Raw genomic sequence first — 26,470 nt, 5'->3', positions numbered from 1 at the left:
TAAAAAATCCTATCTTTGGCTTTTGGAAATACTCCAAAAATCAAATATGAAATACAAGCGCATCCTACTAAAACTCAGTGGCGAAGCTTTGATGGGCGAACAAAGCTACGGAATCGACATTAATCGCGTTCAGCAATACGCAAAAGACATTCGAGAACTTCATAGTTTAGGCATGGAAATCGCGATCGTTATCGGTGGTGGTAATATTTACCGTGGCTTGAGCGCTGAAAAAGCTGGAATGGATCGTGTTCAAGCTGATTACATGGGTATGTTAGCAACCGTAATCAACAGCATGGCACTGCAAGATGCTTTGGAAAAAGAAGGCATGAAAACTCGTCTATTAACAGCGATTAAAATGGAGCAAATTTGCGAACCATTTATTCGTCGTAGAGCGGTTCGTCACTTAGAAAAGGGACGTATTGTAATCTTCGGAGCGGGTACAGGAAACCCTTACTTCACCACAGATACAGCAGCTTCATTACGTGCGATTGAGATTAACGCCGATGCAGTATTGAAAGGAACGCGCGTTGATGGTATCTATACCGCTGATCCGGAGAAAGATCCTACAGCGAAGAAATTTGATCACATTTCATTTACGGAAGTATATGAGAAAGGATTAAATGTAATGGATATGACAGCGTTTACCTTATGTCAAGAAAACAACTTACCTATCATAGTATTCGACATGAATAAGCCTGGGAACCTAATGAAGTTAGCGAACGGTGAACATGTTGGTACAATTGTAAGCTAATATTTTTTACGATAATTTATATATCAAGATATGAACGAATTAATTTCACTTCAGTTGGACGATTGCAAAGAAGGAATGAACAAAGCAGTCGCACATACCGAGTCTGAACTTACGAAAATACGTGCTGGAAAAGCTAGTCCTGGTATGCTTGATGGAATCTTTGTAGATTACTATGGAACCGCTACTGCTCTTTCTCAAGTTAGTAATGTCAATACTACTGACGCAAGAACAATCGTGATTCAACCTTGGGAAAAATCTTTGCTATCAGCAATTGAAAAAGCAATTATGGACTCAAACATTGGTTTGAACCCTCAAAATGATGGTAATATCATCCGTTTAGTTGTACCTCCATTGACTGAAGAACGTCGTCGTGATTTAGTTAAGAAAGTGAAGGAAGAAGCTGAAAAGGGACGTGTTGCTATCCGTAACATTCGTAAAGAATCGAATGAAGCAATCAAGAAATTGAAAAATGATGGCGCTTCAGAAGATGAGATCAAAGTTGGTGAAGGTGAAATACAAAAACTAACTGACGCTAACATTGTAAAAGTTGATCAATTAGCAGAATTAAAAGAGAAAGATATAATGACTGTATAGTCTATAAATCGGCCTTTTGACTAGTCCTGAAAAATAGATACAGTTTTTCAGTGATTAAAAATACATAATTTTATGCAGTAGTAGCCGAGAGGTTTCTACTGCTTTTTGTTTTATAAGTTTTGTAATTCATATTTGATTTGAGATGCATTTGATTGGGAGTTAGCATATGATTAGACCAATGTGGTCTGTCATTGTTGTAGATATTGATTGCTTCCTCTACAATTTGCTTCATCAAAGTTAGATCTAAATGATAGGTATCAATCATGAACTCTTGTTTCAGAATACCGTTTATACGTTCAGCAATGGCGTTTTCATAAGGATCAGAGTTTTCTGTCATACTGCACTTAATCTTGTATTTGTTTAGATAATATTGATACTCGTCTGAACAATATTGGATACCTCTGTCGGAATGATGGATTAATGATTCCTTTATTTTTCTTTGTTTTTGAGCCATTTTCAATGCTTTTACAACATGACTTGTACACATTGTGCTTGAGATTTCAAAGCCTACTATCTTCTTAGAATATACATCTGTAATCAAACTTAGATAACAAGGTTTTTCTCGCTTTCCGATGTAAGTGAGGTCACTCACCCAAACTTGATTGGGACGATAAATATTCATTTCTTTAATAATATTAGGATATTTTTTAAATCGATGATGTGACATGGTCGTGGTACGATAACTCCGTTTTGGAATAATTAATAAGTGATTGGCTCGTAAAATATCAAAAAACTTGTCTCTGCCAACTTTTAATACCTGTAGCTCTTGGACCAATAAATGATAGAGTTTCCGTGTACCAATTCTTGGCTGAACAGCGCGTAGTTCCTGGACTAAGCTCACAACTTTACTCGCTATATTTTGACTTCTTTTAGTTCGTCTGATTCTTCGATAATACACTTGCCTACTTAACCCGAACAACCCACAAGTAAAACTTAGGCTTTTTTGTTTTTCTTGTCGGAAACAATCGATTGTGCGGGTTTGAAGTTTTTTCTTACGTCTATTTTATATTCTTGTTCGGCAATATCGATCATCATATCAAAGATAATCGCTTTGGAATCAGCAATGTAATTCTGTCGCTCAAGCTGCGCTTTCTGCTTCTCCAACAATTTGATTTTGGCTTCTAATTCTAAAATGCGTTGTTCTGGTGACTTTGCCATACTGGATGGTATTTGATTCTCCCAATCAAAGTTACCATATTTTTTCAACCAGTTACGAATTGTGCTATCTCCTTGGATACCATACTTTCTTTGTGCTTGTGTGCTTGTCAATTCTCCGGATTCAACTTCTCTGACAACATTCAGTTTGAAGCTTAAAGTGTAATCACGCTGCGTACGTTTTACATAATTGGATATTTCTTTCATAACGATTCTTTTTATGTATCGCTATTTCAGGACGAGACATTTAACGCATATTAAGAGGGGTTCCAAAAAAGAATCCCTCTTTTTTATTAAAATAATACTTATCTTCAATTAACAAACTTATTGTAAGTATGACACAATCAAGACGTAACTTCCTGAAGCAAGCGAGCTTAGGCGTGATGGGTGGTCTATTGGCTCCTCAACTTTTTTCCTGCAAAGGAACTGGCGCTGCTTCTGGTTCACCACTGAAAAATATAGGCCTTCAACTTTTTACTCTTCGTGACTTATTAGCAAAAGACCCAAAAGAGGTACTAAAGAGCGTTGCTAAGATCGGATACACACACGTAGAAACCTTCGGGGTAGATTTAAATAACAATTCATTCTGGGGCCTCCCTGTGGATGAACTGAAGAAAGTTCTCAATGACAATAACCTCATAAGTCATAGTGGCCATTATGATATGAGTAAATATCTGAGCAAAGACCATACTGATAAAGAAAATATTGAGAAGTATATTGAGATAGCACACAATCTAGGTCAAGAATACGTTATTGCACCAGTTCCTCCAATGGATAATTTGAACAAGCTCGATGTTGCAGTTTATCAATATATCGCCGAGCAGTTAAATAAGGCTGGGGAAATGGCTAAAAAAGCAGGTATTAAAATCGGCTACCATAATCATTTTTGGGAGTTTAAGGAATTTGGAAATGGTACAAAAGGATTAGATATTATACTAGCCTTTACAGAGCCCGACTTAGTATGCTTCGAACTTGATCTATTTTGGATAAATAAAGCTGGCGAAAATCCGCAGACATACTTTACAAAGTATCCGGGAAGATTCCCATTATGGCATGTGAAAGATATGGATCGCCAATTCTCTAATCCTATTGAACAAAATAAATTTGATGCGAAGACGGGAAAACGTGACACATTGAATTTTGAGGAAGTAATGAAGACAATCCGCTATACGGAAGTTGGCTCTGGCAGCATTAATTATCCTAACCTGACAACATTTGCAAATGAAAGTGGGTTGAAATATGCTTTTGTTGAGCAAGATGATATTTACACAGAAGATAAGTACGGTAGTATCAAAAAGAGCTATGATTATATGCAAAAGAATTTTAAATAAATAAGGCGGGAAATCCCGCCTTATTTATTTAAAATTTTAATTGCTCAACTTCTCTTGCTGTTTCTTCTACCTTATCTCTCAACTCTTCCTTGAACTTAATCAAAGCCTGCGCAATAGTTTCATCCTGTGTCCCGAGTATTTGTGCTGCAAGAATACCTGCATTTTTCGCTGCATTTAAAGCAACCGTCGCTACTGGTATTCCATTTGGCATCTGCAGAATTGATAATACAGAATCCCAACCATCAATCGAATTAGAAGATTTTACCGGTACACCAATGACAGGAAGATGTGTAATAGACGCTACCATTCCTGGTAAGTGAGCTGCACCACCAGCACCTGCTATAATCACTTTCAACCCTCGAGAAGCTGCTTGCTCTGCATAATCAAACATCCGCTTCGGGGTACGATGTGCCGATACGATCGTAACTTCTGCATCAACTCCTAAATATTTTAATACTTCGATAGCATCTTGCATTACAGGTAAGTCTGACTTACTACCCATGATAATGCCGATCTTTGGATTACTCATTCTATAATATGTTTAAGCGATAACTTTAATTAAATTCTGAACTTTACGAGCATTTTCAATTGCTGTATTACGATCTTCATGTACAATCGTTACATGTCCCATCTTACGGAAAGGCTTCGTATATTTCTTTCCATATAAATGGATATAGACACCATCTATAGCAAGCGCTTCCTCTAAACCTTCATATTCCGCAAGACCCTCATACCCTTCTTCACCAAGTAGATTGATCATAATTGCATTCCCTCTAGAGGCAGTATTTGCTAATGGTAGATTAAAGATAGCACGTAAATGTTGTCCAAACTGAGAAACATAGTTCCCTTCTATCGTTTGATGACCTGAATTATGAGGTCTAGGTGCTAGTTCGTTAACTAGAATATCTCCATCTTTTGTCAAAAACATTTCTACAGCTAGGATACCAACGATTTGTAAATCATTAGCAATCTTTTTAGCGATTTGCTCTGCCTTAGCTTGAATAGCTTCAGCATAGGTTGAAGGAGAAATTAAGAATTCAACCAAATTCGCCTGCGGATTAAACTCCATTTCCACCATTGGGAATGTTGACATGTCACCGCGATCATTTCGAGCAACAATTACAGCAATCTCCTTTTCGAAATCAACCAACTCTTCTACAATACTCGGTTCTTCAAATGCTGTATCAAAATCAACTGCAGTATTTATTTTCTTTACGCCTTTTCCGTCGTATCCATCTTTTCTCAACTTTTGTATAAATGGCAAGCTGATATTTGATTGCGCTAAACCATCCTTGTTCGAAATAAATTGGAAAGCGGAGGTTGGAATATCATTCTGTTTAAAAAACTGCTTTTGAAGCCCTTTATCTTGGATCAAACGAATTACTCTCGCCTGCGGATAGACGATTACTCCCTCGGATTCCAAAGCCTCTAATGCATCTACATTAACCTTTTCGATCTCAATGGTAATCATATCCAAATCCTTACCAAAGTTATAAACCGTATCATAATCGCCTAATGAACCTACTTCAAACTGGTTACAAAGACGCTTACATGGCGCATTTGGATCTGGATCTAGTACATGGATGTTTACATTAAAATTTATTGCTTCCTGGATCAACATACGGCCTAACTGTCCGCCACCTAGGATCCCTAAGCGTAAATCCCCATAAAAATCTTTTGCCATATATTATTCTATTGCTCTACTGCGATGGGGAAAATATCTCCCTTCAGTAAAGACTGTTCATCTATTTTCTTTTGTAATTCCAAAAAAGCACTTATCAAGGCTTCTGGTCGTGGAGGACAGCCCTGCACATAAACGTCGACAGGAATAATTTTATCGACACCTTTAACAACATGATAGCCATGCTGCCAATACGGCCCCCCACAATTCGAACAAGAACCCATCGATATCACATATTTCGGGTCAGGCATTTGTTCATAGAGCTTGCGGATTCGATCTGCCATTTTGAATGTCACTGTCCCTGCGATAATCATCACGTCAGACTGTCTAGGAGAAGGCCTCGGGAACACACCTAATCTATCCAAATCATAAGTAGCGGCCATTGCCCCCATCATCTCAATTGCGCAACATGCAATACCAAAACTAATTGGCCACATCGAAGATAATCTGGCCCAATTCAACAGGTCATCCATCTTAGCGATAATGACGCCATTATTCTGTTGCAGACTTTGGTCTAGACTCATGATTCTGAACTTGGTTTCTTGAATTTAGGTTTGAATCCTATTTTAGGTGCAGTAGCAATCGGACTATGTTCCGTATTTACCTCTTCAACTAACGGCTCCTTATAATCTCGAACAGCGTATTGCTGTTGATTTAATCGTTCATATGCATTGCTTGGAATATTAACCGCAACACTTGGCGTTTTATGCTCGGGCTTAATCCAACTAATATCCCCACTTTTCCAAACATAGATTAATCCTACAATCAAAATACCGATAAAGATCGCCATCTCAATTAACGTAAACCATCCCCAACGTGCATCTGTAGCAATAAAGTCTGCATTACCGAAGACAGTAGCCCAAGGAAATATAAAGGTTAATTCCACATCAAATAATAGAAAAATTAATGCTATTACATAGAATCTCGGATTAAACTGAATCCATGCGGTTCCAACACTATCTTCCCCACATTCGTACGTACTTAGTTTTATTGGATTGGGATTCTTTGGCGAAAGTACTTTCGCAAGGAAGATGGTAGCACACACCAATAGCATTCCTACTATTGCTATTAGTAGGATTTTACCATATTCTGATAACTGCCCGGGGTCCTCCATGTTACAAAATTAACAATTAATTCTAGTATTTAGTAGAATCAAAACGGTATATGCATAAAAAAGGGCATCCAATTGGATGCCCTTTTCTTAAAATGAAGACCTAAATCTTCGCTTATTCCTTACTAAAATGGCTTACCTGGCATTTTAGGCATATTTCTCATCATTTTAGCGGCCATTGCAGGGTTTGACATTTGTTTCATCACCTTACGCATGTCGCCAAATTGCTTCATTAATTTATTTACCTCATTGATATCAGTACCTGATCCTTTAGCAATACGCACTCTTCGACGTTGATCGATGGCATCTGGATTTTCACGCTCAAAAGGTGTCATCGAGTCAATGATCGCTTCGATAGGTTTGAAAGCATCATCATCAATTTCAACATCTTTAATTGCTTTTCCAACCCCAGGAATCATCCCCATTAAATCCTTCATATTACCCATTTTCTTGATCTGTTGAATTTGAGATTTGAAGTCATTAAAATCGAACTTATTCTTACGGATTTTCTTTTGTAATTCCGCAGCCTGTTTCTCGTCAAACTGTTGTTGTGCACGCTCTACTAAGGATACAACGTCACCCATACCAAGAATACGAGATGCCATACGATCCGGGTGGAATACATCAAGCGCTTCCATCTTCTCGCCAGTACCAATAAACTTGATTGGTTTATTGACAACCGATTTGATTGATAGTGCAGCACCACCACGTGTATCACCATCTAACTTAGTCAAGACAACCCCTGTAAAGTCTAAACGGTCATTGAAAGCTTTTGCCGTATTAACCGCATCTTGACCTGTCATAGAATCCACAACGAACAAAATCTCATGTGGTTGTGTTGCCGCCTTAACTGCAGTAATCTCATTCATCAACGCCTCGTCAATCGCTAAACGACCTGCCGTATCGATGATAACTACATTATGTCCATTGCGTTTTGCTTCTTCAACACCCGCAACAGCAATTGCAATCGGATCAGTAGACTCACGATTAACAAATACAGGTACGCCCACTTGTTGGCCTAAAACCTCTAATTGATCAATCGCCGCAGGACGATAAACGTCGCCTGCAACCAATAATGGTTTTTTACCTTTCTGCGTTTTCAAGAAGTTCGCTAACTTTCCAGTAAAGGTAGTTTTACCCGCACCGTTCAAACCAGCAATCAAGATAACCGTAGGATTCTTTGTAATCTCCAACTCTGTCACTGTACCGCCCATTAGTTCGGTCAGCTCATCGTTCATAATCTTGGTCAATAATTGACCAGGAGAAATACTCGTTAATACATTTTGTCCTAAAGCCTTGGTTTTAACATCATCGGTAAATGTTTTCGCAGTTTTATAATTCACATCGGCATCGAGTAATGCCTTGCGAATCTCTTTCATTGTTTCTGCTACGTTAATTTCCGTAATATTCCCTTGCCCTTTAAGTACTTTAAAGGCTCTGTCTAATTTATCCTGTAGATTTGAAAACATCTATAACTATCTAATTATCAATACTTTTAGTTATTTTTAGAATTCTTATAAAACTTTTATAAAACAAGCTTTTCGAATTCCAATACGCAAATATAACCCTTTGATTTAATATTTGACACTGATTAATAGCTTAATCGCTACCAATTATCGTTTGATTTGTAGGTTGCTATACTTTCTTCAAACTCTTTTATCAAACCTAGAAAACTGTTATTAACGATTGATACTGATTCGTCAAATACGGCAGTCCTTTTTTCTTTTGTCTTACCTTTCGATGAATTAGCTCTCTTTGCTAAATCAAACATAATTTCTTCTAAAGAATAATTTCGCTGATAAGCACTCAACGAATTGTCTTCGAATATATCATAAATCTTTACTCTACATCTGCCCTCTTTGTTTTCGAATTGCATTGTAAATGACTTCCGACCACCTACCGGCATGCCTGTCACGATTAGCGAATTTCTTGTCTTTGGATAATCAAGAATGGTATTCCCCTTGCAAATAATTAATCCTGTATTCTCATCTTCGGTTTGTATTACACTTTTCGCACTCTTAAAAGTATTTGCAATAAACCTTTTACAAGCAGCGTATAGTTCCGGTTTAGAGAGGTTTGGTGACTCGATTATTCGTTCGTAGACTATTTTGTCATTCACAATCGGTAAGTCTTGCCCTATCGTTAATAGAGGCATTAATAATATTAGGGCTATCAATATATTTTTCATTTGATAATTAGGTTAGAATTTATCTAATTTCTGGAATATTTGGTCTATATCCTACTATTTTGCGGTAAATAAATATTTGGAATACATCATCCATAGGAATTATGTAATCTTCATATTTAGGATTGTAAGAATGACATTTAATATACCCTAATTCGGTGTTGTGTTCTACGATCTGTTTAAAGACGTTGCCATCCCTTGATACTACCACGAACAGATTACCTCTAATCGGCAGTTTATCTCCGTTTTCTAGGACATGCTCTTTGACCAGTATCTCAACGCCAACGCCATCAGGAATTGAAATGTCGGTGCCGTCCGTCATGCTGTCCCCATTAACACGAACAACTAAATAATTCCCTCGTTCAAATTCCCTCGGAACTAAACGCTTTTTCGAGTCCGGTAATACATCCACATTGGATCCCCCAAGCATTCCGGCGCTCGCTGATAGGTCGACGTATTCAACCATCATATAATCTTCATAAGGTATTGGTGTAATTTCTTGTTTTGGTTTGGTAAAGTTTTTTTCTATTGCTTTATCAACAAGATGATCCCCTGTAAATTCATAAGCTTCTAACATAGGATCATTTACATCTGGCCAAATCTTATGCATATCCACATTGAACGCCTTAGATATCTTAATTCTGTTCTTTAGCATCAATGAATCCTTTTTAAACCATGCATATACAGTATCACGAGTTGTGTCTAGTTTCCTAGCAACTTCAGCAATACTTAATCCTGATTTTTCGACAATCTGTCGAAATTTTTCTCCTTGACTATCAGATGTTTGCATAAAAAATAGAGTAAAGTGTCTAATTTTTATTGCAAGTGTCGAAAAATAATTCGACATTTGAATCAGTGTATTAGACGTTATGTTTACTTTGACAATGCAAATATAACACTTTTCGACACTTTACTAAATTTTTAGACACCAGTAATTAAACAATTTGTAGAGAAATGATTACAAAAGACATTATCATGACAGGAATTCCTCGACATGCTGTCGAAAAAACGACACCAGTAAAAGAAAGGGCGAGGAGATTAGAAGTTGATCAATACACTAAAGTTGGTCGATCCAAGGGGTACGCTAAGAATATCAAGGAAGAGCTAGAAGGCTTATTTAAAGGACGTGCTTTTGTTGTATGGGAAGAAAGTGATGGAGCATATATCGGGAGGACTGCGTAATGAACCAACTAACCAAATTATTTTCCTATAACGGTAACGAGGTTACTTTCAGGAATTCAGAAGGGGTTGCTTATGTTAATGCAACTCAAATGGCTAAATCATTTGACAAAAGACCAACGGATTGGCTAAGATTTGAACAGGCGCAGAATTTTCTTAATGAATTATCCAAAGTGAGAAATCACACTTTGACTGAATTAGTGATAGTTAGCAAAGGTGGTTCAAATCCTGGCACATGGATGCATGAAGATGTAGCATTAGAATTTAGCCGATGGCTATCCCCCGCATTTTCGATTTGGTGTAATGACCGTATCAAAGAACTTCTTTCGGTAGGAATTACTGCTACACCTCAGACAATTGAAGACATGTTGTCAAATCCCGACATGATCATTGAAATGGCTACGAAATTGAAGCAGTTGCGACTTGAAAATCAGAAAAAAGATCATCAGTTAAAAGTCGCTGAGAAATATTTCAATCGAGTAAGACCTAAGGAGTTGTATTATGATGATGTTCTTTTTTCAACATCTCTTATTACTATCAATCAAATAGCTATGGAATTAGGGATGTCATCTATAAAACTGAATAAAATTCTTAAAGAAAAGGGCGTGCAATATAAGCAGGGCGATAAATGGCTTATATCATCTAAGTATAGAGATAAAGGATATTCAGGCACATCGACGTTTAAGTATATAAATTCTAAAGGCGAAAGTGCAACTAATATAGAAATGCGCTGGACAGAAAAAGGACGTGAGTTTATCCATTCATTATTCAAGAACTAAAATCTAAATAACATCTCAAAATCAATTAGTTACAAGTTTTAAAACGACTTGTTCAGGCGTGAGCCATGTTTAAAATTTCCCGATAAACTATAGGCAGTAAGGCTCGAAACCTTGATCGGGATCAACACAATAGTTCTTTATAAACCGTGCGCAGGTTTAAAGCGCCGACCAGCTGTTTGAAAGTATCAGCATTATACTTGGATCGAAGCAGACCCTCAAGTTTGAAATAGTACTACGGGCACAAATAAGCTGTATACACGTGTGTGCGTGTACTGATGATTCGGAAACGATGAAACAGCTAACTGAAAAATATACAGTCATGATACTAGAAGAAGATTACCCACTAGTAGAGAAGGTAGCCCTTTTCCTGGTGAACAAAACATTAGCTAAACCACAACTAACCTACAAAGAAGCTATCGAGCTTTACGGTCAAAGCCGGGTTAAAGATTGGATTTCAGCAAAACTACTGAAGCCTGTAAGTCAAAATGGCCGAGGGGCTAAGGTTTACTATTCACATAAAACAATTATCAAATTAAGCGAGCAGTCGAGGACAAACTTAAAAAAGCTTGCTTCCAATTCATAAACCTATGCACCAACAGAAAGAAACACTACATCCACTTTTAGAAAGATGGATTTCAGTAATGGTCGCTCTAGTAGGGCGACTTTGTTATTTAGGAGTAAATGATAAGGATAATTTAAGATTTGTTTTCAGGCAGTTCATACTTGGAATAGGCGTCTTTTTGATGATAATGATAGTCGCTTGTCTTCCTCTCTTATTTGTCTACTTACATGAATTAATTAACTCACCAAAATAATATTAAAATGGCTATTTACGCGACATCAGAACCCACAACCCCGAGAGAACTTATAGCAGAAGGCACATACATTGCTCGGTGCTATCAAATGATTCATATTGGAACAGTGAAAGAAACGATCCAAGGCGATGAAAAAACTCTAAACAAAGTACGTATAGGATGGGAACTTCCAACAGAATTAAAAGTATTTAAAGAGGAAAATGGCCCTCAGCCACTTGTTATCTCAAAAGAATACACTTTATCTCTGCATGAAAATGCACATCTACGAAAAGACTTGAAATCCTGGAGAAGCAAGGACTTTACCGAAGAAGAAGTAAAACAATTTGATATTTCGGTCTTAGTAGGTGTCCCTTGTTTACTAACAATCACTCATAAAAAAAGTACCAACGGCAAAGTATATGAAGAAATAGCGTCAATTTCAAATGTGGTTAAAGGAACAACAATACCTGAACCAATTAATACTCCTGTCACTTTAGAATATGACAATTGGAGCGAAGATACATTTAATAGTCTGCCTAACTTCATCAAGGAAAAGGTATCGCAGTCCTTGGAATACAATCACATGCGAAACTTAGAACGTGCAGATTATGACCAAACACAGGGATTTGAAAACGCACCGCCTGAAGATAACGACGGACTACCCTTTTAGAAATGGAGAAAGATAAAAAATTAATAATTCTCCCTGAACAATCACCTCTCCTTTCTCTAAATAAATCAACCATCCATCTTCTTGTAAGTGAAGTTTGCCACAGCATTAATGAAGGCAACGAAGATCCTGTCAAAGCACTTGTGATCGGAAAGAAATTAGACGAACTATCCAAGCAATATAATGAATCGGTTCGTCAATTGGTTTCTGGCAAAATTAAGCTGCAAAAAGGAGAATCACACCTTGCGTTTGATGTAGAAATAAAAGAAGAAGAAACTGGGGTTAAATACGACTATTCGATCTGTAATGATTCAGAATGGAATACAATTACTGAAAAAATAGAACCCCTACTTATCCAAAAGAAGAACAGGGAAGAATTTCTTAAAACTCTAAGGAAAGAGTTTATAGACGAAGACACAGGCGAAGTTATCCAGCCGCCTTTAAGAACTGGAAAATTAGGTTATAAACTTTCATTAAAAAAATAATTATGAGCAAAGTAAAAAAGATTACGGTATCTAATCTAAAAGCTATATCTAACCTTACAGCCGATTTTAACGGCTGCACAGCAATTATCACAGGAGGTAACAACAAAGGTAAATCCTCCTTTCTTAAATCGCTCCCTGACCGCTTAAAACAAGTTAAGCCAGATGTCATATTAAAAGATGGAGAGTCAGAAGGATTCGCTGAATGGGAATTGACTACAGGCGAGAAACTGATTTGGCAATTTGATAACAAAACCAAAGCAGGAGAAAAACTAATTTTCATCACAAAAGACAACATCAAAACTTCATTAACCCGTGAGCTGGCGGATCGTTATTTCCCTAAAGGATTTGATATTGATAAGTTCCTTAAAGAAGGCCCAAAAATTCAAAGAGAAATGTTGCAAAAGATTGTTGGGATTGACTTTGCAGATATCGACACTAGGTATAAGCAAGCCTACGAAAACAGGACTTTTGCCAACAAGCAGGTCGAAATCGAAAAACTAAAACTAATCGATATTGATGAGACATTACCCACAGAGCCTTCGGACTACTTAGAACTACAGAAGGAGCTTGCTGGCATCGACTCGCACAACGAAAAGTACACGTATGTCGAAAACGGCATGCAGGAGAAGCAAAGGCAAATTGATGCGCAAGAACAGGAATTGATCAGACTTCAAGGTCTTCTCGAGGAAGTAAAGCAGAAGATAAAAGAATTAAACGAAGATATCGACCGAGGTTTGAAATGGTTAGGTATTGAAGAAAACAAACCTAAGACGAAGGATGAAGCTGATAACATCGACCGTAAAATTCTTGACATCATCGAAACAAACTCGAAAATAGAAAAAAACAACAAAGCCAAGCTAATCAAAAAAGAATACGATAAGTATGTTAAGGAAGCAAAAGCCGCCGATGAGCTAGTGAAATCGATTGAAAAAGAAAAGCTGAATCTTATTAAGAAAGCAAAGCTACCTGACGGTTTCGGCTTCTCTGATGATGGCGTAACTTACTTGGGCCATTCGCTATCTAAAGAGCAGTTAAGCAGTTCAGCTATTTACATTGCAGCTCTAAAATTAGCAGCGCTCAATATTGGCGAGGTTAAGACGCTTCATTTCGACGCTTCATATCTTGACAAAAACTCACTTCAAGACATTGAAAAGTGGGCAGAAGAAAACGACCTTCAATTACTTATCGAGCGTCCTGACTTTGACGGAGGAGAAATAGAATATCATCTAATTAACGATGCTGTCGCCTAAGCTATTAAAGTACTACATGTGCACTATAGTTCCTATCGTCCAACAGTGTTTAATTGACATTGGTGTACCTCAATCAGAAGTATATCCAAAGGAAGTAGTGCATATGTATTTACGAGAACGATTTTGCCCAACACAAGAAACGTGGAGCAACGAAAAGGGAGAATATATAGTATCCCCCAAATCAGTCAACGAACTTAATAACACCCAATTTTTCCTGTTCAAAGAAGATATTCAACGATGGGCCATAGAGTTCCTCGGGGTTTATATACCTGATCCCAATGAGCAGGTTAAATCTTGGGTTATATTTCCAGAATAATGAAAAACATTTATAAAAACTGGCTTAGTGAAGAAGATTTTACTAAGCCCTTTCGTTTAGTAGCCCCTAAGTATTCCTTAGTAACGCTTCGATTCAGCGATGAACAAAAAGCTACAGAAGCCTTAAACGCTTGCAAGGACATGGGTATTCAAGGAATACTCTCAAAAGTAGATACTAACAAAGTAGTGACTAATATCATCGGCTATAGCCGAGAAATAAGAGCTAAGGCTTATTAAGGAGGTAGGAAATGGCAGAAGATAAAAAATCATTTCTCGCTTATGCCGATTGGAAGACTCAATTTAATCTACTATCAAATGAGGAAGCAGGGATTTTGATAAAACACATATTGTCTTATGTCAATGACGAGAACCCAACGCTACCCCAAGATGACAGAATTATACAGATTGCCTTTGAACCTATAAAGCTCCAACTTAAGAGAGATTTAAAAAAATACGAGTCTGCAAAACAAGATAAAGCTGTTAATGGAATCATAGGAAACTTGAAAAGATGGCATCTTGATCTATACGAAAAGTATATAAAGAAGGAAATTAGTTTAGAAGAAGCTGTAAAAATCGCCTCTACTCGCAAGGAATCGCCTACCGATAGTAGCCGATCGGCACCTATCGCAAACATCGCTGATACTGTTAATGATACTGTTAATGTAAATGATACTGTAACTGTTAATGATACTGATATTAATAATTTTTTAGGCGCTGACGCTGAAAAAAAAACAGTTGATAATTTATGTTTTAGGTCTTCTACACCACCAAAAGAAGAAAAAGAAAAAAGTTCCGCGCAAAAAGAAAAAGCTTTCGGGAAATCAGACTTCAAACAAGCCTTGCTTGACAGAGACGCAAACGAACAGCATGTAGACGATTGGTTAAAAGTTCGTACTGCTGCTAAAGCCTCGTTTACTCAAACATCCTTAAACAAATTATTAAACGAGTGTGACAGGAATAATTATCCGGTTGCGCGAGCAGTTCAGGCGTGCGCTGAATACAGTTGGCGCGGCTTTGAATATCAATGGATTTTAAACAAACAAAAGTATGCAGCAGGAAAACAATCAAATACAACAAATCAATCAAGACAGGAAAGAGTTGAGGAAGTTCGAGAGTTCAGATCCGATAATAGACAAGCTCTTGCCGATAGACTTTCGCAGTATATCACAAGTAATCCAGAGTAACCTACCATCTATAGCTAAAATTAGAAAACAAGACCCTGAAATTGCTCAAATGGTTGTTAAGGAACTAGTTTCAGATTTGGTTGAATTTCTGAACGTTGGAAAAATAATGAACAAGGAACAGATATCCCAAACATCGAGTTACATTCTTAAATATTTTCCTCACTTCAATTTAGGCGATTTAAAGCTCTTTTTTGACAAAATGAAGCTAGGACACTATGGTAAGTTTTACGATAGCGTAGACGGGCAATTAATACTGTCTAAGATGGAAGAATACTCGCAGGATAGAATGAACGAGTTTGAACAGCTACGATTAGCCAAACATAGGGAGGAAATCAAGGAAAACCCAATAGGCGAAGGATATCATCCGGATGTTATCGCAGCTATTAAAAAAGCTATAGGAGAAAAAAAGGTTCCAAAAATTGAAAAAGTAGAAAGAGTTATTACTCCATCGGAAATATTTACGCAAAAATGCATTCGACAATTCGACAATCTTTTTTCACGATATGGGATCACTAACATCTCTGGGAGATTTATAAAAATAGGAAATACAGTTTTCGACCTTAATAAATTTCTAGAAAGAAAATTTGCTAACACTAGTAGATAAACAATTTAATTATGTCAGATAAAACAACAATAGATAACATCCACGTAGTAGTCTACGGACATGAGATGTTAGATGAGGTAATCACTAGAGCAAGAAAAAATAACATCCCTTACGATAAGGAAATGTACTACGACTTTCATGCACATGGCCACGATCACTTAGTCCACCAACAAGGACAATTAACATTAGTAGAAGATCCAACGCCTAACCACTCAAAAGAAGGATCGCTAAATGATTTGTTTGAGCTTTACATATCAAGAGAGGAAGTGAAGGACAAATTCGCTGAACTTAAAGAAGCTCATAGTAATGGAGCGGTGATTGAGTCGATACCTAAAAATTGGATTGGTGATTGGACTAAAGCTACTAATCCTATATGGGATGGTGAAAACTATGAATACCGTATCAAACCCGAAGAAGATCTAAAACTCGGCGATAAAGTAATCGGCATCCGAACAGACTGCGCTATCGTAGGAGAAGTAACATCCGTGTCAAAGAAAAAATTTTGTGTCAATAACTTAGCGTTTTTGAAAGATCAAGTTTCTCCGCTTACTGATGTTCAGTATGATGATATTCGCTTTCTCATAAATGGTTTAAAGGGGCATGATTAGGATTGATATTAAGCCTTTATCAGTTAACGAAGCATGGCAAGGTTTTACTAAAATTTTTAGTATATTTGTTTATTAAAATAGATCGAAATGGCTGTAAAAATAAACTTAGAAAATCTCATAGGAGGTAAATACAACAACCTAACCATTATTAAAGAAGTTGATGCAATTTTCACTAAAGGAGGAAATAAAAAAAGAATGATTTCGTGTCTATGCAATTGTGGTGTTGAAAAAATATTAGTTATGTCAGAAGTTATTAATGGATATGTTAAAAGTTGCGGATGCTATTCTCGTGAGTTAGCTAAAGAAAACACTACTATTCGGAATACTAAGCATAAGATGTATGGAACATCAGAGTATAACACTTGGCAATCTATGAAGAAAAGATGTTTAAACCCGAACCATAAAGCTTATGATTATTATGGTGGTAGAGGAATAACCATCTGTGATTCTTGGAAAAACTCTTTTTCCAACTTCTATAATGACATGGGAAGTAAGCCTAATAAAGATTCTTCTTTAGACAGAATAAATAATGAAAAAGGATATTTTAAGGAAAATTGCAGATGGGCTTCAAAAAAAACACAGACTAGAAATCAAAGAAACAATAGATACCTTACAATCGATGGAGTAACCAAAACTATCGGTGAATGGGCTGAAATTAGTGGCATTAAATGGCAAACAATTCATCACAGAGCCTTCATATCAAACTGGGAAGATAAAGAGATATTAAAACCTGTTTAATGATAAAAATATGTATTAAACCCCTATCGGTCAATGAAGCTTTCCAAGGCAGGAAGTTCAAGACTCCAAAATACAAAGCATACGAAAAGCACACTCTCCTACTCCTCCCAAGTAAAATAACACTACCCCCACCACCTTACAGAATAGATTTTGAATTCGGATTATCCAGTTCCCTATCGGATTGGGATAACCCTATTAAACCTACACAGGACATTATCTGTAAGAAGTACGGTATTAATGACAAGCTTATTTCCGAGGGGAATGTAAAAAAGATCAAGGTCAAAAAAGGAGAAGAATATTTTAGGTTTAAAATTGATTCGGCATGATTAAGCGAAAGAAAAAGGTTTGCGAATCCTGCAAAGAAGAAAGGTACATATTCAGTAAGCATATGTGCCTTTTTTGTTTTAACAAAACTGTTGTCCAAAAGCGGAAAAATAAAGTAAAGAAGCCTATTCCAAAACGATCCAAAAAGGGAATAAAAGAAGATAGGATTTACTACCAACTTGCTAAGAAATTCAAAGAGGATAACCCCTACTGCAAAGCAAAATTAAATGGATGCACTCACTTGACTACCGATGTACATCACATGAAGTCCAGAGGAATAAACCTTAACAAGATTGAATATTGGCTACCGCTATGCAGGAACTGCCACAATAAGATAACAGAAGATTCAGCCTTCGCTATTCGCGAGGGTTTTTCTTTTAGTAGAAACAAGATTAATTAACCCAAAAACAGAAGTCCTTATGAGTACCGAATATAGACTATCCGATCACTTCGATACGGAGGAAATCGAATGTATAAAGCGTGACTACCCAAAGGAACGAGTAGAAGTCTGCAGCAATTGCCGATGGGTCATAAACTACGACAGAACCGAAGTAAGAGAAGTCTGCAAAGGGGACTTTCTCACACCTCCTACTTTCGAGGAATACTGCCCTTGCTGTTCTAAACCACTATATCACGATTTCGAAACTATTGAGGAATACGCAATAAGGACTTCTTAAACCCTAAAATCATGGCTGCACCAATTAAGAAAGAAATCATAAAAAAGTTAATGGAGATGCATTTTGACGGAGTTAGCAAAAAGGTTATTGCCACTACCCTGTCCGTTCATTTGGAGACGGTAAAGAGAGTCGTTAGGCGTGAGTTAAAACGAGCGTCGGATGGAGTCTTGACAAAACAAGAAACCTACGAGCAGATAGCTAACGACCGATTAACCATGTCATTAAGTGAAGTATCCGCAAAATATAAAATAGGAAAGCGTCAAATTTCAGAAGTAACAAAAGACCATCCGCTAAGACCTCGCTTTTTCAAGCCGAAGCCTATTAGAAGGCCGAAGGAACACAACAAAGAAGCAAAGAAGCCAAAGCTCAAGCCTAAGCCAACTAAAAAGAAAAAGGACGTTGTTGTAATCGATCAAAGCGTAATGCAAAAAGGTCATGTTAAGCTCCAAAAGAACGAGAAAATCCTTCCAAACCGAGTCCACAAGCCTAAGAAGTCCGTTCCAATGTTTGACAGTAAAAACACCGTGCTTTTCGTCGATATAGACGACTTAAGAAACCCTGAAGAGATCAGGTCTGAATGGAGAATTAAACAAGAATTATCACTTAAAAACCTTGCTGTCTAGCCCCTCAGCCGGCAGCATAAAGAAGGAGAGAAAGAATGGAAAGATTAACGATAAAGGAGGCCTTAGAGCAAGGCTATACACATTTTGCTTACGGACATCCAAGCAACGGATTTCAAAGCTTACATGAACTATCAGAACTTACGGATGATGATATTAAAGATAGTGAGTTATACCTAGCAGGGAAACACACTTTTAGACCATGTGGCTTAACAAATGAAGAACTAAAAGAACTCATTGCTGAGCATATTTGGGTAAATCACGAGGACAATACGGGAGATGATACAGATACGATATACGATGCTATTAAAGAAATTGATTTTCAAGATGTATCTGAACGCATAGAAAAAGTTTTAGACCAGTACAACTCATTCAGATACGTGACCGAGATACGCCTCGCTCTACCTATAGAGGGAAAGGAGGTGGAGGGATGATCAACGCATTCATATTACAACATAAACCATTCGTCCCTCAGATAGTAAAGAATCCAGAAGCAATACGCTATATAGTAGTCGATCTATTTTGCGGAGCTGGAGGTACAACAACTGGATTTGCAAAAGCAAAGGATAAAGATGGAAATCAAATCGCCATTGTTGCAGCTTGTGTCAACCATGATCACAAAGCAATCCGTAGTCACTGGGAAAACCATCCCGAAGTATACCACTTCGAGGAGGATATCAGAACGCTTCACCTCGATCCTTTAGTAGAAATTGTCAAAACATACAGAAAGCTTTACCCCAACGCAAAAGTAGTTCTTTGGGCTTCTTTGGAATGCACGAATTTCAGTAAGGCTAAAGGTGGTCAATCTCGGGATGCTGATTCGAGGACATTAGCAGACCACTTGGACAGATATGTTATTGCTCTAAATCCTGATTACATTCAGATTGAAAACGTGGTAGAGTTTATGTCATGGGGTCCGCTTAATGAACATGGAAAGCCATTGAGCATGAAATCGGGAATTGATTGGATGCGATGGAGAGAGCATATTAAATCATTCGGTTACCGTGATGATTGGCGAGAACTAAATTCAGCTGATTTTGGAGCTTACACTTCCCGAAATAGATTGTTTGGTTGCTTTACCAAGAATGGATTGCCTATTGTTTGGCCAGAGCCTACACATTCCAAAACAGGATCAAATAAAACCAATCTATTTGGAAGCGATTTGAAGAAATGGAATGCAGTTAAGGATCTATTGGATTTTGAGGATGAAGGCGAAAGTATTTTCGGACGCAAAAAACCATTGGTTGAGAACTCCCTCAAACGTATTTATGCAGGATTAATCAAAGAAGTGGCTGGAGGTAAAGCTTCTTTTGTAGTAAAATACAACTCTATGAACCAGCACGGAAAGGTTGCTGCTCAATCAATAGATAGTCCATTACCAACAATAGCCTGCCAGGGAAGACTAGCTTTGGCTCAGACCTCATTCATTACTAAGTACTTTTCAGGTAGACCAATGAATAAGATAGCATCAGTCAATAGTCCGTTAGCGACAATTACTACCGCTGCTAATCAAGCATTGGTAAATGTTGAACCATTTGTATTAACATCTTCCTATAAAGGTGTATCTAAGTCGGTTGATGAACCCGTACCAACAATTTTGGCAAGTCGAAAACATCACTACTTGATCAATCCTTGTTTCTTGACTAAATACTACGGTAACGAAAAAGGTTGTGAATCAATCAACGATCCATTGGATACCATCCCTACAAAGGATCGATTTTCTTTGGTTCAGGCTCATTGGCTAGATAAGCAGTATTCAGGCGAACATAATCATCAGTCAATCGATCAGCCAGCAGGCACAATTTTAACATCGGATAAGCATGCATTGATGACTGCAAAAGGGTTTATATACAATCCTTCACATGGTGGTCATACAATGCATATTGAGCAACCTTGCCCAACAATCATTGCACGTCAAGACAAAGCTCCACTATACTTTATCCAGTATTCAATCGATCAGTCAGTTAGAATTGAAATCTATCAAGATGATTCTGAAACCATGGTCAAGATCAAGGAATTTATGGCGATGTATGGGATATCAGATATCCGTATGAGAATGCTGAAAGTTTCAGAGTTGAAACTAATTCAGGGGTTTCCAGCGGATTACAAATTGTACGGAAATCAATCAGATCAAAAGAAATTTATTGGCAACAGTGTAGTTCCTCATGTAGTACGTGCTTGGGCTGAATGCCAAGGTGAGGTACTTTTAAAAATGGTAGCATAACATGACCATCCAAGAACAAGCAGATATGATAATAGCCTATCTCCAGGAGAATGGGTTATCAAATGAGCAGATGCTGGAAGTACTCTCCATAGCAAGGAAGAAACTCGAAGGCATTAAGGCAGAAGAGCGATTAAATAAACCGAATAAGCAGATTAAAATATTTGAGGGATGACCCCACTTATATACGCAGGACTAGAACGTCCATTTAGAATGGCTTTCACCAACAGATATCAAGACCCTATAGTCTACACTGTATGCGAACTGTTAAACGTCACACAGGAAGAAATAGCAAGCAAATCGAGACTTCGAAAGCTGTCAGTAGCTAGGTGCCTTATCTCCTATTTTCTAAGACGCAATACTTCAATGTCATTGCTTGAGATCGGTCAAATATTCGGCGGTCGCGATCATAGCACTGTAATCTATCAGATTAATCAGTATAAAGACTTGTACGCTACTGATAAGCATTTCAGAAGCTTAGCGGATAAGATACAATCTAGGTTAGCTAACCTTGACCAAAAACGGTCAAAATCCCGAGTATGACAGGTATAAGTCATAACATATATGTTGAAACATATGTTTAGGCATTTCCTCAATCTTGCAGAATTAGAGAGGAAGAATAAAAAAAAGGCTAGTAAATTACTAACCTTTTCCGCAACGATGCATAATATTTATTCAGCCTTGGAATTTAAGTTTGTATCAGCAATAGATGTTAACTTTTCGTCGCAAGTCTTTTCTTCATCTAAGGTAGACAAAAGTAATTTCAAAGCTTCCTTATGACCTAATACCTTTGCGAAAGCTGCCAAAGTACCATAAGTAGCAATTTCATAATGTTCGACCTTTTGCGACGCCGCTATAATTCCAGCGTCTCGTACAGAACCAACTTCGGTTTCTTCCATAATTCCTTCGCCTTCTTCTAATAAACCAGCCATTGCATCACATTTAACAGCTTCTGCTTTAACCCCAATTGATTCGAAGGCTTTTTCTAATCTAGCGACGTGTTCTTTCGTTTCGTTTAGATGGGATGCAATAGCTGATTTTAATTCTTTAGAAGATGCATTTTTTTCCATCTTAGGCAACGCTTTTACAAGCTCTTTCTCTGCCCAATAGATATCTTTCATTCCATCTTCGAATAAATCTTGTAAATCTTTAGCGGCATCAGCTTTTGCCTTTATTTTTGTTTCTGGTGTTTTGGTTTTCGTTGTAGTTGCCATAATGATTATATATATGTTTATATCTCTTTAGAACAGCAATAATTCAAAAATGTTTTAACGATTTTAATGTGAAGAGAATAAAAATTGAACATTTTACGTTTTAAGCTGTTATAAGAATACACTAAAAAATTAACTATGGATACTTTAGATTTAAAAGGTAGATGGAACGTTCTAAAAGGTAAAGTAAAGCAAGAATTTGCTGATTTAACAGACGACGATTTACTCTACGCCGAAGGTAAAGAAGACGAATTATATGGAAGGCTTCAGAAGAAGACCGGAAAAACTCGTGAAGAAGTTCAATCTTGGTTAAACGATTTAGATAAAGATGTTTAACTTATCAAACGGTTTACAAAAAAGCCTAACCACCTAGTTAGGCTTATTGCATAATATACCCCAACAAATCCCATGGATTATTGTTATAATTGAGAAAGGCATAAAATTATGTGCTATCACACTTCACATCCTGATGAAAAGGCTTTACGAAAAGAATTTAAATCGCTAGGTGTCCAATATAAGCGAGATGAAATTTTCCACGTATCGGGATTTGCTCGTCCATTCCTTCCTGTGACGCTAAATAGCTCCCCTGAAATTATCCGTGAGGCTCGATGGAAACTTATACCTTTTTGGGTGAAGAATGAAGCAGATGCCGCTAAATATGCCAATACTCTGAATGCAGAAAGCGAAAGCATATTCGAAAAGGCTAGCTATAAGAACTACATCACAAAGAACCGAGGATTGTTATACGTTAATGGATTCTATGAACCTCACAAAGTAAAGGGTGTGAAGGACACGGAAAATTACTATATCTACCATCCTGATAAGAAAATCTTTACTCTCGGTGTCGTTTATTCGGATTTTACCGACCAAGATACAGGCGAAACATATCCGACATTCTCCATTATTACAACTCCTGCAAATCCATTACTGGGAGAAATCCACAACGAAAAGAAAAGAATGCCTTTAATTATTGGAGAGAAAGATCGCGATGCATGGTTATTCGCTGACGGAAAAGACGAAATTACTGATCTTATGGTTCCCTACAATGGCGAACTAGGCTCACACCAAGTATACCGTGTCACTGGAGCGCGCGGCGAAGACACCAACCATCCTGATATTCAGAAAGCTATTTGATTTTAACGTTTTTACTCTCGACAATTTACTAATATTTTTAGTAAACTTGCAAAGATGAAACCATTGGAGATCCATTGTCGAAATAAAGTGATGTATGCGAAGATATCGGTGCGCGACCGTGGGTCTGGCCAACGCGATTATGTGTTGACCGGAAAGGATGGAATTTCGCTGTATGTATTTACCAAAGAGAAAGGTCATTGGAAATGTACGTTAGGTTATCTTGACGAGGATATTAAAGAAGCCGTTATCAACGCGCTGATTATCCGATTCGATAAAACAATCTGCGATATATTCTATTATAAAGGCGAACGCAAATTGGTTGAAGTGCGCGAGAAACAGGGTAATTTATGGCATATTTATGTTAACCTACATTATGTAGCGACGATTTCCTACGATAAATTTACCAAGAGATTCGAATACAATCTAGAAGATGAAACCGGAGTCGTTACTGACGATCACATCCGGAAGTATATTGGGAAGATTGGAACAGGCGAGATATCATGGTACAAGGGAGATAGGTGATAAAAAAGCCCCTTAGTTAGGGGCTAATTGATGTTAATCATGTCCTTCGGTCTTCACAATTTTATTGTAAATACCCAAAAGTAAAAACGGTGCTGCCCATTGGCCAATAAAAAGTGCGTCTTTATCATCTTTCCATCTACTACATTTTAGAGCAGCCGATACGCCCATTGCCAACAATGCGGCTCCCAAAAATACTACGGAAGGAATCTTTGCGGTTTGACTCTCAATAGTCTTGCTTACTTTGTCTTCGTTTGCTGTGTCTAGTGCCATGTTCTATAAAGTTAGTGTGTTGTATATGTTAGAACACACTGAATAAGAATGAGTTTTAAAAAAAATGAATTAAAGCTAAACAGATTGCAAACTTTTGAATATTTTGTTTGTAGTATCAGTTAATACACCCATTTTAAAACCTTGATGCTCGTAACATACAATGCTTATAGCTCCGCGATCGTGGAGCTTTTTTTCTGCGCTTACTTCTCGATCACATTGTTATTCACAAAAAAGCCCCTTGGTGAGGGGCTTTAGAAAATTAAACACTTAAACTATAGTTTGCTAATAGCGATTTAAAATAATTATTTGGGGTAGAATAATTATCAAACTATTGTCAAATTTGTTTGCGTCCACATTATACTGTGATTTTATCCAGCTTCTTATACTAAAATCAGCAAATAAAAAAGCGATTATAACTTTACATTATAATCGCGATCTCATTAATAACAAATGGAGTATGGTTATGCTATGCGTACGTTCGTTGCGTTAAGACCTTTTTGGCCTCTTTCAACATTGTAGGTAACGTGGTCATTTTCTCTAATATCGTCTCTTAATCCTGTACTGTGTACAAATAAATCATCTCCACCATCATTTGGTGTAATAAATCCAAATCCTTTTGTGTTGTTAAAGAATTTAATTTTTCCTTCTTGCATTGTGTTGTGTATTAAATAAAATATCTTGTTAGTGAGCAAACGCTCATATTTCTGGACAATTGAGTCCAAATAATCATTTATAAAATCAAAAGTTGAGGATAAGAGAAGGTTGCTATGACATGTCACAAAACATTTCTCGTCAAACATCATCTAGATGAAAACAAATTAGCAACTGAAAATGCGGAAACTAAAAAAGATGAGTGAACTGATCGGTTTCAGAAAGCGTCGGCAGGGCCTGATTATAACACAAAGATAATAAAATTTAATTAAGATCAAAATAATTTTTATTTCGACATTGCTTTTATCACTTTTATATGCGATTGGAAAGCAGCATAGAATGTGGGATATTCATTATACTTAACATTATATTCTAGGCAAGTCGCTTTAACAATTTCGTTAATTTTCGGATAGTGAATGTGACTGACCTTTGGAAACAAATGGTGCTCAACTTGAAAATTCAATCCCCCAAGCAACCAAGTTAACACCGGGCTATCGGTAGCAAAATTGGCCGTAGATTGCAATTGATGTATCATCCATTGTGCCTCAACACGTTCGTCAACCAGGGTTTTAAACTCAGTTTCGTCAACGACATGCGCTAGTTGAAATACGGTGGCCAAACAAATTCCGCAGACGATACTAGTTAAACATAAGCCTACAAGGGTTGGAATCCAGCCAACAAAGATGATGGGGATCACGACGAACAACGTGAAGTGAATAATTTTGCTAATCCAAAAAATTATTCTTTCATTGATTGGAAAGTTAAATTTTTCTGATGATATGCTCAACCTCTGTCTAAAATATTTTTCATAATCTTGATAAAAGATCCACGCCAAATATGAAATCGAATAAAGAAATATAAAATACAGATGTTGATATCTGTGATGTTCTTTTAGCGGTTGGTCATGGTGAATTCTCATGAATTTTATCTCAATATCGTGATCCTCACCATCGATATTGGTGTATGTATGATGCGCTATATTATGCTTCAACTTCCACAAAAAGATATTCCCGCCAAGCAAATTTAAAGAATAGGAAAGGATCGTATTTATTGCCTTATTCTCTGAAAACGAATTATGTCCAGCATCATGCATAATATTGAATCCAATAGCGGCTAAATTAACCCCTAATAGAAGGCATAACACAACACTGACTATCCAATGTGGTTGAACGAATATAAGAATTGAATAGATTAGGAATAAAGAAGAGAGAAGGATGATTGCCTTTACGATTAATAGTCCATTACCTGTTTTATTAATCGACTCTTCTTGGAAATAATTGTTGACCTTTTGTTTCAATGATTTCGAAAACAATGCATTGACATTGTTAAACTTTACTACGGTATTCATGTTTTACTATACTACTTTTATGCGTTAAGCGATTCACAATTAAATGAATGGCTTTAATGTTACTAATTTAAAAAATTAGTG

At 37.1% G+C, this 26,470-nt stretch carries 36 protein-coding genes; 23 read left to right on the top strand and 13 right to left on the bottom strand.

Annotated elements, in window-relative coordinates:
• Window positions 1-46: 46 nt before the first annotated feature.
• Window positions 47-751: a UMP kinase gene (pyrH, locus tag GFH32_RS03370; protein ID WP_153509739.1), complete on the top strand. Its 705-nt coding sequence runs from the start codon at window positions 47-49 to the stop codon at window positions 749-751.
• A gap of 30 nt (window positions 752-781) precedes the next feature.
• On the top strand, window positions 782-1,345 hold the full coding sequence (frr, locus tag GFH32_RS03365) for a ribosome recycling factor (protein ID WP_153509738.1): 564 nt from the start codon (window positions 782-784) through the stop codon (window positions 1,343-1,345).
• A gap of 70 nt (window positions 1,346-1,415) precedes the next feature.
• Here frr and GFH32_RS03360 read toward each other — a convergent pair whose 3' ends face one another.
• A complete protein-coding gene (locus GFH32_RS03360; RefSeq protein ID WP_237249276.1) occupies window positions 1,416-2,264 on the bottom strand; it encodes an IS3 family transposase in 849 nt (282 codons plus the stop codon).
• Window positions 2,265-2,278: 14 nt separating this feature from the next.
• Window positions 2,279-2,707 carry a helix-turn-helix domain-containing protein gene (locus tag GFH32_RS18320; RefSeq protein WP_228384109.1) on the bottom strand — a complete coding sequence of 143 codons (429 nt, stop codon included), beginning with the start codon at window positions 2,705-2,707 and terminating at the stop codon, window positions 2,279-2,281.
• A gap of 128 nt (window positions 2,708-2,835) precedes the next feature.
• On the opposite strand from GFH32_RS18320, the gene GFH32_RS03355 reads away from it, so the two are divergent.
• On the top strand, window positions 2,836-3,831 hold the full coding sequence (locus GFH32_RS03355) for a sugar phosphate isomerase/epimerase family protein (protein WP_153509737.1): 996 nt from the start codon (window positions 2,836-2,838) through the stop codon (window positions 3,829-3,831).
• 28 nt (window positions 3,832-3,859) lie between these two features.
• On the opposite strand, the gene purE is transcribed toward GFH32_RS03355, so the two are convergent.
• The 7 genes from purE to GFH32_RS03320 form a co-directional block, all read right to left on the bottom strand.
• On the bottom strand, window positions 3,860-4,360 hold the full coding sequence (gene purE / locus GFH32_RS03350; protein WP_153509736.1) for a 5-(carboxyamino)imidazole ribonucleotide mutase: 501 nt from the start codon (window positions 4,358-4,360) through the stop codon (window positions 3,860-3,862).
• A 12-nt stretch (window positions 4,361-4,372) separates the two neighbouring features.
• Window positions 4,373-5,515: a 5-(carboxyamino)imidazole ribonucleotide synthase gene (locus GFH32_RS03345; protein ID WP_153509735.1), complete on the bottom strand. Its 1,143-nt coding sequence runs from the start codon at window positions 5,513-5,515 to the stop codon at window positions 4,373-4,375.
• An 8-nt stretch (window positions 5,516-5,523) separates the two neighbouring features.
• The gene (locus GFH32_RS03340) at window positions 5,524-6,036 is read right to left on the bottom strand and encodes an NADH-quinone oxidoreductase subunit B (RefSeq protein WP_153509734.1); all 513 of its coding nucleotides are present in this window, start codon (window positions 6,034-6,036) and stop codon (window positions 5,524-5,526) included.
• On the bottom strand, window positions 6,033-6,626 hold the full coding sequence (locus GFH32_RS03335) for an NADH-quinone oxidoreductase subunit A (protein WP_153509733.1): 594 nt from the start codon (window positions 6,624-6,626) through the stop codon (window positions 6,033-6,035). The genes GFH32_RS03340 and GFH32_RS03335 overlap by 4 nt, the downstream gene beginning before the upstream one ends.
• 122 nt (window positions 6,627-6,748) lie before the next feature.
• Window positions 6,749-8,092 carry a signal recognition particle protein gene (ffh, locus tag GFH32_RS03330; protein ID WP_153509732.1) on the bottom strand — a complete coding sequence of 448 codons (1,344 nt, stop codon included), beginning with the start codon at window positions 8,090-8,092 and terminating at the stop codon, window positions 6,749-6,751.
• Between the two features lie 137 nt (window positions 8,093-8,229).
• Window positions 8,230-8,811 carry a DUF4468 domain-containing protein gene (locus tag GFH32_RS03325; RefSeq protein ID WP_153509731.1) on the bottom strand — a complete coding sequence of 194 codons (582 nt, stop codon included), beginning with the start codon at window positions 8,809-8,811 and terminating at the stop codon, window positions 8,230-8,232.
• 19 nt (window positions 8,812-8,830) lie between these two features.
• Window positions 8,831-9,598 carry a LexA family transcriptional regulator gene (locus GFH32_RS03320; protein WP_194285667.1) on the bottom strand — a complete coding sequence of 256 codons (768 nt, stop codon included), beginning with the start codon at window positions 9,596-9,598 and terminating at the stop codon, window positions 8,831-8,833.
• 164 nt (window positions 9,599-9,762) lie between these two features.
• Here GFH32_RS03320 and GFH32_RS03315 point away from each other — a divergent pair, with 164 nt between their 5' ends.
• The 17 genes from GFH32_RS03315 (at window position 9,763) to GFH32_RS18605 (ending at window position 21,796) form a co-directional block, all read left to right on the top strand.
• Complete coding sequence (locus GFH32_RS03315) at window positions 9,763-9,990, top strand: hypothetical protein (RefSeq protein WP_153509729.1); 228 nt, start codon at window positions 9,763-9,765, stop codon at window positions 9,988-9,990.
• Complete coding sequence (locus tag GFH32_RS03310) at window positions 9,990-10,766, top strand: phage antirepressor KilAC domain-containing protein (protein ID WP_153509728.1); 777 nt, start codon at window positions 9,990-9,992, stop codon at window positions 10,764-10,766. The genes GFH32_RS03315 and GFH32_RS03310 overlap by 1 nt, the downstream gene beginning before the upstream one ends.
• 289 nt (window positions 10,767-11,055) lie before the next feature.
• Entirely contained in the window at window positions 11,056-11,349 is a 294-nt protein-coding gene (locus tag GFH32_RS03305; protein ID WP_160366923.1) for a hypothetical protein, read from the top strand.
• A gap of 239 nt (window positions 11,350-11,588) precedes the next feature.
• Window positions 11,589-12,230, top strand: a complete 642-nt coding sequence (locus GFH32_RS03300) for a phage replication initiation protein, NGO0469 family (RefSeq protein ID WP_153509726.1) — start codon at window positions 11,589-11,591, stop codon at window positions 12,228-12,230.
• Between the two features lie 2 nt (window positions 12,231-12,232).
• A complete protein-coding gene (locus GFH32_RS03295; RefSeq protein WP_153509725.1) occupies window positions 12,233-12,712 on the top strand; it encodes a hypothetical protein in 480 nt (159 codons plus the stop codon).
• Between the two features lie 2 nt (window positions 12,713-12,714).
• The gene (locus GFH32_RS03290; protein ID WP_153509724.1) at window positions 12,715-13,962 is read left to right on the top strand and encodes an SIR2 family protein; all 1,248 of its coding nucleotides are present in this window, start codon (window positions 12,715-12,717) and stop codon (window positions 13,960-13,962) included.
• Window positions 13,963-14,277: 315 nt separating this feature from the next.
• Entirely contained in the window at window positions 14,278-14,514 is a 237-nt protein-coding gene (locus GFH32_RS03285; RefSeq protein WP_153509723.1) for a hypothetical protein, read from the top strand.
• A gap of 11 nt (window positions 14,515-14,525) precedes the next feature.
• Window positions 14,526-15,461 carry a DUF6291 domain-containing protein gene (locus GFH32_RS03280; protein WP_153509722.1) on the top strand — a complete coding sequence of 312 codons (936 nt, stop codon included), beginning with the start codon at window positions 14,526-14,528 and terminating at the stop codon, window positions 15,459-15,461.
• Window positions 15,376-16,065: a DUF6633 family protein gene (locus tag GFH32_RS18235; protein WP_194285666.1), complete on the top strand. Its 690-nt coding sequence runs from the start codon at window positions 15,376-15,378 to the stop codon at window positions 16,063-16,065. Before GFH32_RS03280 ends, GFH32_RS18235 begins: the two co-directional genes overlap by 86 nt.
• An 11-nt stretch (window positions 16,066-16,076) precedes the next feature.
• Complete coding sequence (locus tag GFH32_RS03275; RefSeq protein WP_153509721.1) at window positions 16,077-16,673, top strand: hypothetical protein; 597 nt, start codon at window positions 16,077-16,079, stop codon at window positions 16,671-16,673.
• 87 nt (window positions 16,674-16,760) lie between these two features.
• Window positions 16,761-17,411 (top strand): AP2 domain-containing protein, encoded by a 651-nt coding sequence (locus GFH32_RS03270; RefSeq protein ID WP_153509720.1) that lies wholly within the window; start codon window positions 16,761-16,763, stop codon window positions 17,409-17,411.
• On the top strand, window positions 17,411-17,737 hold the full coding sequence (locus GFH32_RS03265; protein WP_153509719.1) for a hypothetical protein: 327 nt from the start codon (window positions 17,411-17,413) through the stop codon (window positions 17,735-17,737). The genes GFH32_RS03270 and GFH32_RS03265 overlap by 1 nt, the downstream gene beginning before the upstream one ends.
• A gap of 686 nt (window positions 17,738-18,423) precedes the next feature.
• Window positions 18,424-19,035, top strand: coding sequence for a hypothetical protein (locus GFH32_RS03260; protein ID WP_153509718.1), 612 nt, complete (start codon window positions 18,424-18,426; stop codon window positions 19,033-19,035).
• 35 nt (window positions 19,036-19,070) lie between these two features.
• A complete protein-coding gene (locus GFH32_RS03255; protein ID WP_153509717.1) occupies window positions 19,071-19,466 on the top strand; it encodes a hypothetical protein in 396 nt (131 codons plus the stop codon).
• Entirely contained in the window at window positions 19,463-21,256 is a 1,794-nt protein-coding gene (locus tag GFH32_RS03250; RefSeq protein WP_153509716.1) for a DNA cytosine methyltransferase, read from the top strand. The genes GFH32_RS03255 and GFH32_RS03250 overlap by 4 nt, the downstream gene beginning before the upstream one ends.
• A 1-nt stretch (window position 21,257) precedes the next feature.
• A complete protein-coding gene (locus tag GFH32_RS03245) occupies window positions 21,258-21,428 on the top strand; it encodes a hypothetical protein (RefSeq protein WP_153509715.1) in 171 nt (56 codons plus the stop codon).
• Complete coding sequence (locus tag GFH32_RS18605; protein ID WP_153509714.1) at window positions 21,425-21,796, top strand: helix-turn-helix domain-containing protein; 372 nt, start codon at window positions 21,425-21,427, stop codon at window positions 21,794-21,796. The genes GFH32_RS03245 and GFH32_RS18605 overlap by 4 nt, the downstream gene beginning before the upstream one ends.
• 128 nt (window positions 21,797-21,924) lie before the next feature.
• Here GFH32_RS18605 and GFH32_RS03235 read toward each other — a convergent pair whose 3' ends face one another.
• Window positions 21,925-22,467, bottom strand: a complete 543-nt coding sequence (locus GFH32_RS03235) for a ferritin-like domain-containing protein (RefSeq protein WP_153509713.1) — start codon at window positions 22,465-22,467, stop codon at window positions 21,925-21,927.
• Window positions 22,468-22,602: 135 nt separating this feature from the next.
• On the opposite strand from GFH32_RS03235, the gene GFH32_RS03230 reads away from it, so the two are divergent.
• From GFH32_RS03230 to GFH32_RS03220, 3 genes are all read left to right on the top strand, one after another.
• Window positions 22,603-22,800 (top strand): CsbD family protein, encoded by a 198-nt coding sequence (locus tag GFH32_RS03230; protein ID WP_153509712.1) that lies wholly within the window; start codon window positions 22,603-22,605, stop codon window positions 22,798-22,800.
• Window positions 22,801-22,908: 108 nt separating this feature from the next.
• The gene (locus tag GFH32_RS03225) at window positions 22,909-23,598 is read left to right on the top strand and encodes an SOS response-associated peptidase (protein ID WP_153509711.1); all 690 of its coding nucleotides are present in this window, start codon (window positions 22,909-22,911) and stop codon (window positions 23,596-23,598) included.
• A gap of 54 nt (window positions 23,599-23,652) precedes the next feature.
• The gene (locus tag GFH32_RS03220) at window positions 23,653-24,120 is read left to right on the top strand and encodes a hypothetical protein (protein ID WP_153509710.1); all 468 of its coding nucleotides are present in this window, start codon (window positions 23,653-23,655) and stop codon (window positions 24,118-24,120) included.
• A gap of 33 nt (window positions 24,121-24,153) precedes the next feature.
• Here the strand turns inward: GFH32_RS03220 and GFH32_RS03215 are convergent, their stop codons facing one another.
• The 3 genes from GFH32_RS03215 to GFH32_RS03205 form a co-directional block, all read right to left on the bottom strand.
• Window positions 24,154-24,390: a hypothetical protein gene (locus GFH32_RS03215; protein ID WP_153509709.1), complete on the bottom strand. Its 237-nt coding sequence runs from the start codon at window positions 24,388-24,390 to the stop codon at window positions 24,154-24,156.
• Between the two features lie 461 nt (window positions 24,391-24,851).
• Window positions 24,852-25,043: a cold-shock protein gene (locus GFH32_RS03210; protein WP_153509708.1), complete on the bottom strand. Its 192-nt coding sequence runs from the start codon at window positions 25,041-25,043 to the stop codon at window positions 24,852-24,854.
• Between the two features lie 284 nt (window positions 25,044-25,327).
• Entirely contained in the window at window positions 25,328-26,389 is a 1,062-nt protein-coding gene (locus tag GFH32_RS03205; protein ID WP_153509707.1) for a fatty acid desaturase family protein, read from the bottom strand.
• Window positions 26,390-26,470 lie beyond the last annotated feature (81 nt).

The organism is Sphingobacteruim zhuxiongii, from assembly GCF_009557615.1.
GTDB lineage: Bacteria > Bacteroidota > Bacteroidia > Sphingobacteriales > Sphingobacteriaceae > Sphingobacterium > Sphingobacterium zhuxiongii.
Note: the sequence above shows the minus strand (reverse complement) of the source record. Positions and strands in the feature narration are given on the sequence as shown.

Coding starts and splice junctions, on each gene's coding strand:
- GFH32_RS03280 (WP_153509722.1), top strand. CDS start 14,526: ATGGCAGAAGATAAAAAATCATTTCTCGCTTATGCCGATTGGAAGACT.
- GFH32_RS03310 (WP_153509728.1), top strand. CDS start 9,990: ATGAACCAACTAACCAAATTATTTTCCTATAACGGTAACGAGGTTACT.
- GFH32_RS03305 (WP_160366923.1), top strand. CDS start 11,056: ATGAAACAGCTAACTGAAAAATATACAGTCATGATACTAGAAGAAGAT.
- GFH32_RS03275 (WP_153509721.1), top strand. CDS start 16,077: ATGTCAGATAAAACAACAATAGATAACATCCACGTAGTAGTCTACGGA.
- GFH32_RS03335 (WP_153509733.1), bottom strand. CDS start 6,626: ATGGAGGACCCCGGGCAGTTATCAGAATATGGTAAAATCCTACTAATA.
- GFH32_RS03300 (WP_153509726.1), top strand. CDS start 11,589: ATGGCTATTTACGCGACATCAGAACCCACAACCCCGAGAGAACTTATA.
- GFH32_RS03295 (WP_153509725.1), top strand. CDS start 12,233: ATGGAGAAAGATAAAAAATTAATAATTCTCCCTGAACAATCACCTCTC.
- GFH32_RS03245 (WP_153509715.1), top strand. CDS start 21,258: ATGACCATCCAAGAACAAGCAGATATGATAATAGCCTATCTCCAGGAG.
- GFH32_RS03290 (WP_153509724.1), top strand. CDS start 12,715: ATGAGCAAAGTAAAAAAGATTACGGTATCTAATCTAAAAGCTATATCT.
- GFH32_RS18605 (WP_153509714.1), top strand. CDS start 21,425: ATGACCCCACTTATATACGCAGGACTAGAACGTCCATTTAGAATGGCT.
- GFH32_RS03215 (WP_153509709.1), bottom strand. CDS start 24,390: ATGGCACTAGACACAGCAAACGAAGACAAAGTAAGCAAGACTATTGAG.
- GFH32_RS03340 (WP_153509734.1), bottom strand. CDS start 6,036: ATGAGTCTAGACCAAAGTCTGCAACAGAATAATGGCGTCATTATCGCT.
- GFH32_RS18320 (WP_228384109.1), bottom strand. CDS start 2,707: ATGAAAGAAATATCCAATTATGTAAAACGTACGCAGCGTGATTACACT.
- GFH32_RS03260 (WP_153509718.1), top strand. CDS start 18,424: ATGGCTGCACCAATTAAGAAAGAAATCATAAAAAAGTTAATGGAGATG.
- GFH32_RS03220 (WP_153509710.1), top strand. CDS start 23,653: ATGAAACCATTGGAGATCCATTGTCGAAATAAAGTGATGTATGCGAAG.
- frr (WP_153509738.1), top strand. CDS start 782: ATGAACGAATTAATTTCACTTCAGTTGGACGATTGCAAAGAAGGAATG.
- GFH32_RS03285 (WP_153509723.1), top strand. CDS start 14,278: ATGAAAAACATTTATAAAAACTGGCTTAGTGAAGAAGATTTTACTAAG.
- pyrH (WP_153509739.1), top strand. CDS start 47: ATGAAATACAAGCGCATCCTACTAAAACTCAGTGGCGAAGCTTTGATG.
- GFH32_RS03265 (WP_153509719.1), top strand. CDS start 17,411: ATGATAAAAATATGTATTAAACCCCTATCGGTCAATGAAGCTTTCCAA.
- GFH32_RS03270 (WP_153509720.1), top strand. CDS start 16,761: ATGGCTGTAAAAATAAACTTAGAAAATCTCATAGGAGGTAAATACAAC.
- GFH32_RS03250 (WP_153509716.1), top strand. CDS start 19,463: ATGATCAACGCATTCATATTACAACATAAACCATTCGTCCCTCAGATA.
- GFH32_RS03345 (WP_153509735.1), bottom strand. CDS start 5,515: ATGGCAAAAGATTTTTATGGGGATTTACGCTTAGGGATCCTAGGTGGC.
- GFH32_RS03255 (WP_153509717.1), top strand. CDS start 19,071: ATGGAAAGATTAACGATAAAGGAGGCCTTAGAGCAAGGCTATACACAT.
- GFH32_RS03230 (WP_153509712.1), top strand. CDS start 22,603: ATGGATACTTTAGATTTAAAAGGTAGATGGAACGTTCTAAAAGGTAAA.
- GFH32_RS03320 (WP_194285667.1), bottom strand. CDS start 9,598: ATGCAAACATCTGATAGTCAAGGAGAAAAATTTCGACAGATTGTCGAA.
- GFH32_RS03235 (WP_153509713.1), bottom strand. CDS start 22,467: ATGGCAACTACAACGAAAACCAAAACACCAGAAACAAAAATAAAGGCA.
- GFH32_RS03355 (WP_153509737.1), top strand. CDS start 2,836: ATGACACAATCAAGACGTAACTTCCTGAAGCAAGCGAGCTTAGGCGTG.
- GFH32_RS03315 (WP_153509729.1), top strand. CDS start 9,763: ATGATTACAAAAGACATTATCATGACAGGAATTCCTCGACATGCTGTC.
- ffh (WP_153509732.1), bottom strand. CDS start 8,092: ATGTTTTCAAATCTACAGGATAAATTAGACAGAGCCTTTAAAGTACTT.
- GFH32_RS03205 (WP_153509707.1), bottom strand. CDS start 26,389: ATGAATACCGTAGTAAAGTTTAACAATGTCAATGCATTGTTTTCGAAA.
- GFH32_RS03225 (WP_153509711.1), top strand. CDS start 22,909: ATGTGCTATCACACTTCACATCCTGATGAAAAGGCTTTACGAAAAGAA.
- purE (WP_153509736.1), bottom strand. CDS start 4,360: ATGAGTAATCCAAAGATCGGCATTATCATGGGTAGTAAGTCAGACTTA.
- GFH32_RS03325 (WP_153509731.1), bottom strand. CDS start 8,811: ATGAAAAATATATTGATAGCCCTAATATTATTAATGCCTCTATTAACG.
- GFH32_RS03210 (WP_153509708.1), bottom strand. CDS start 25,043: ATGCAAGAAGGAAAAATTAAATTCTTTAACAACACAAAAGGATTTGGA.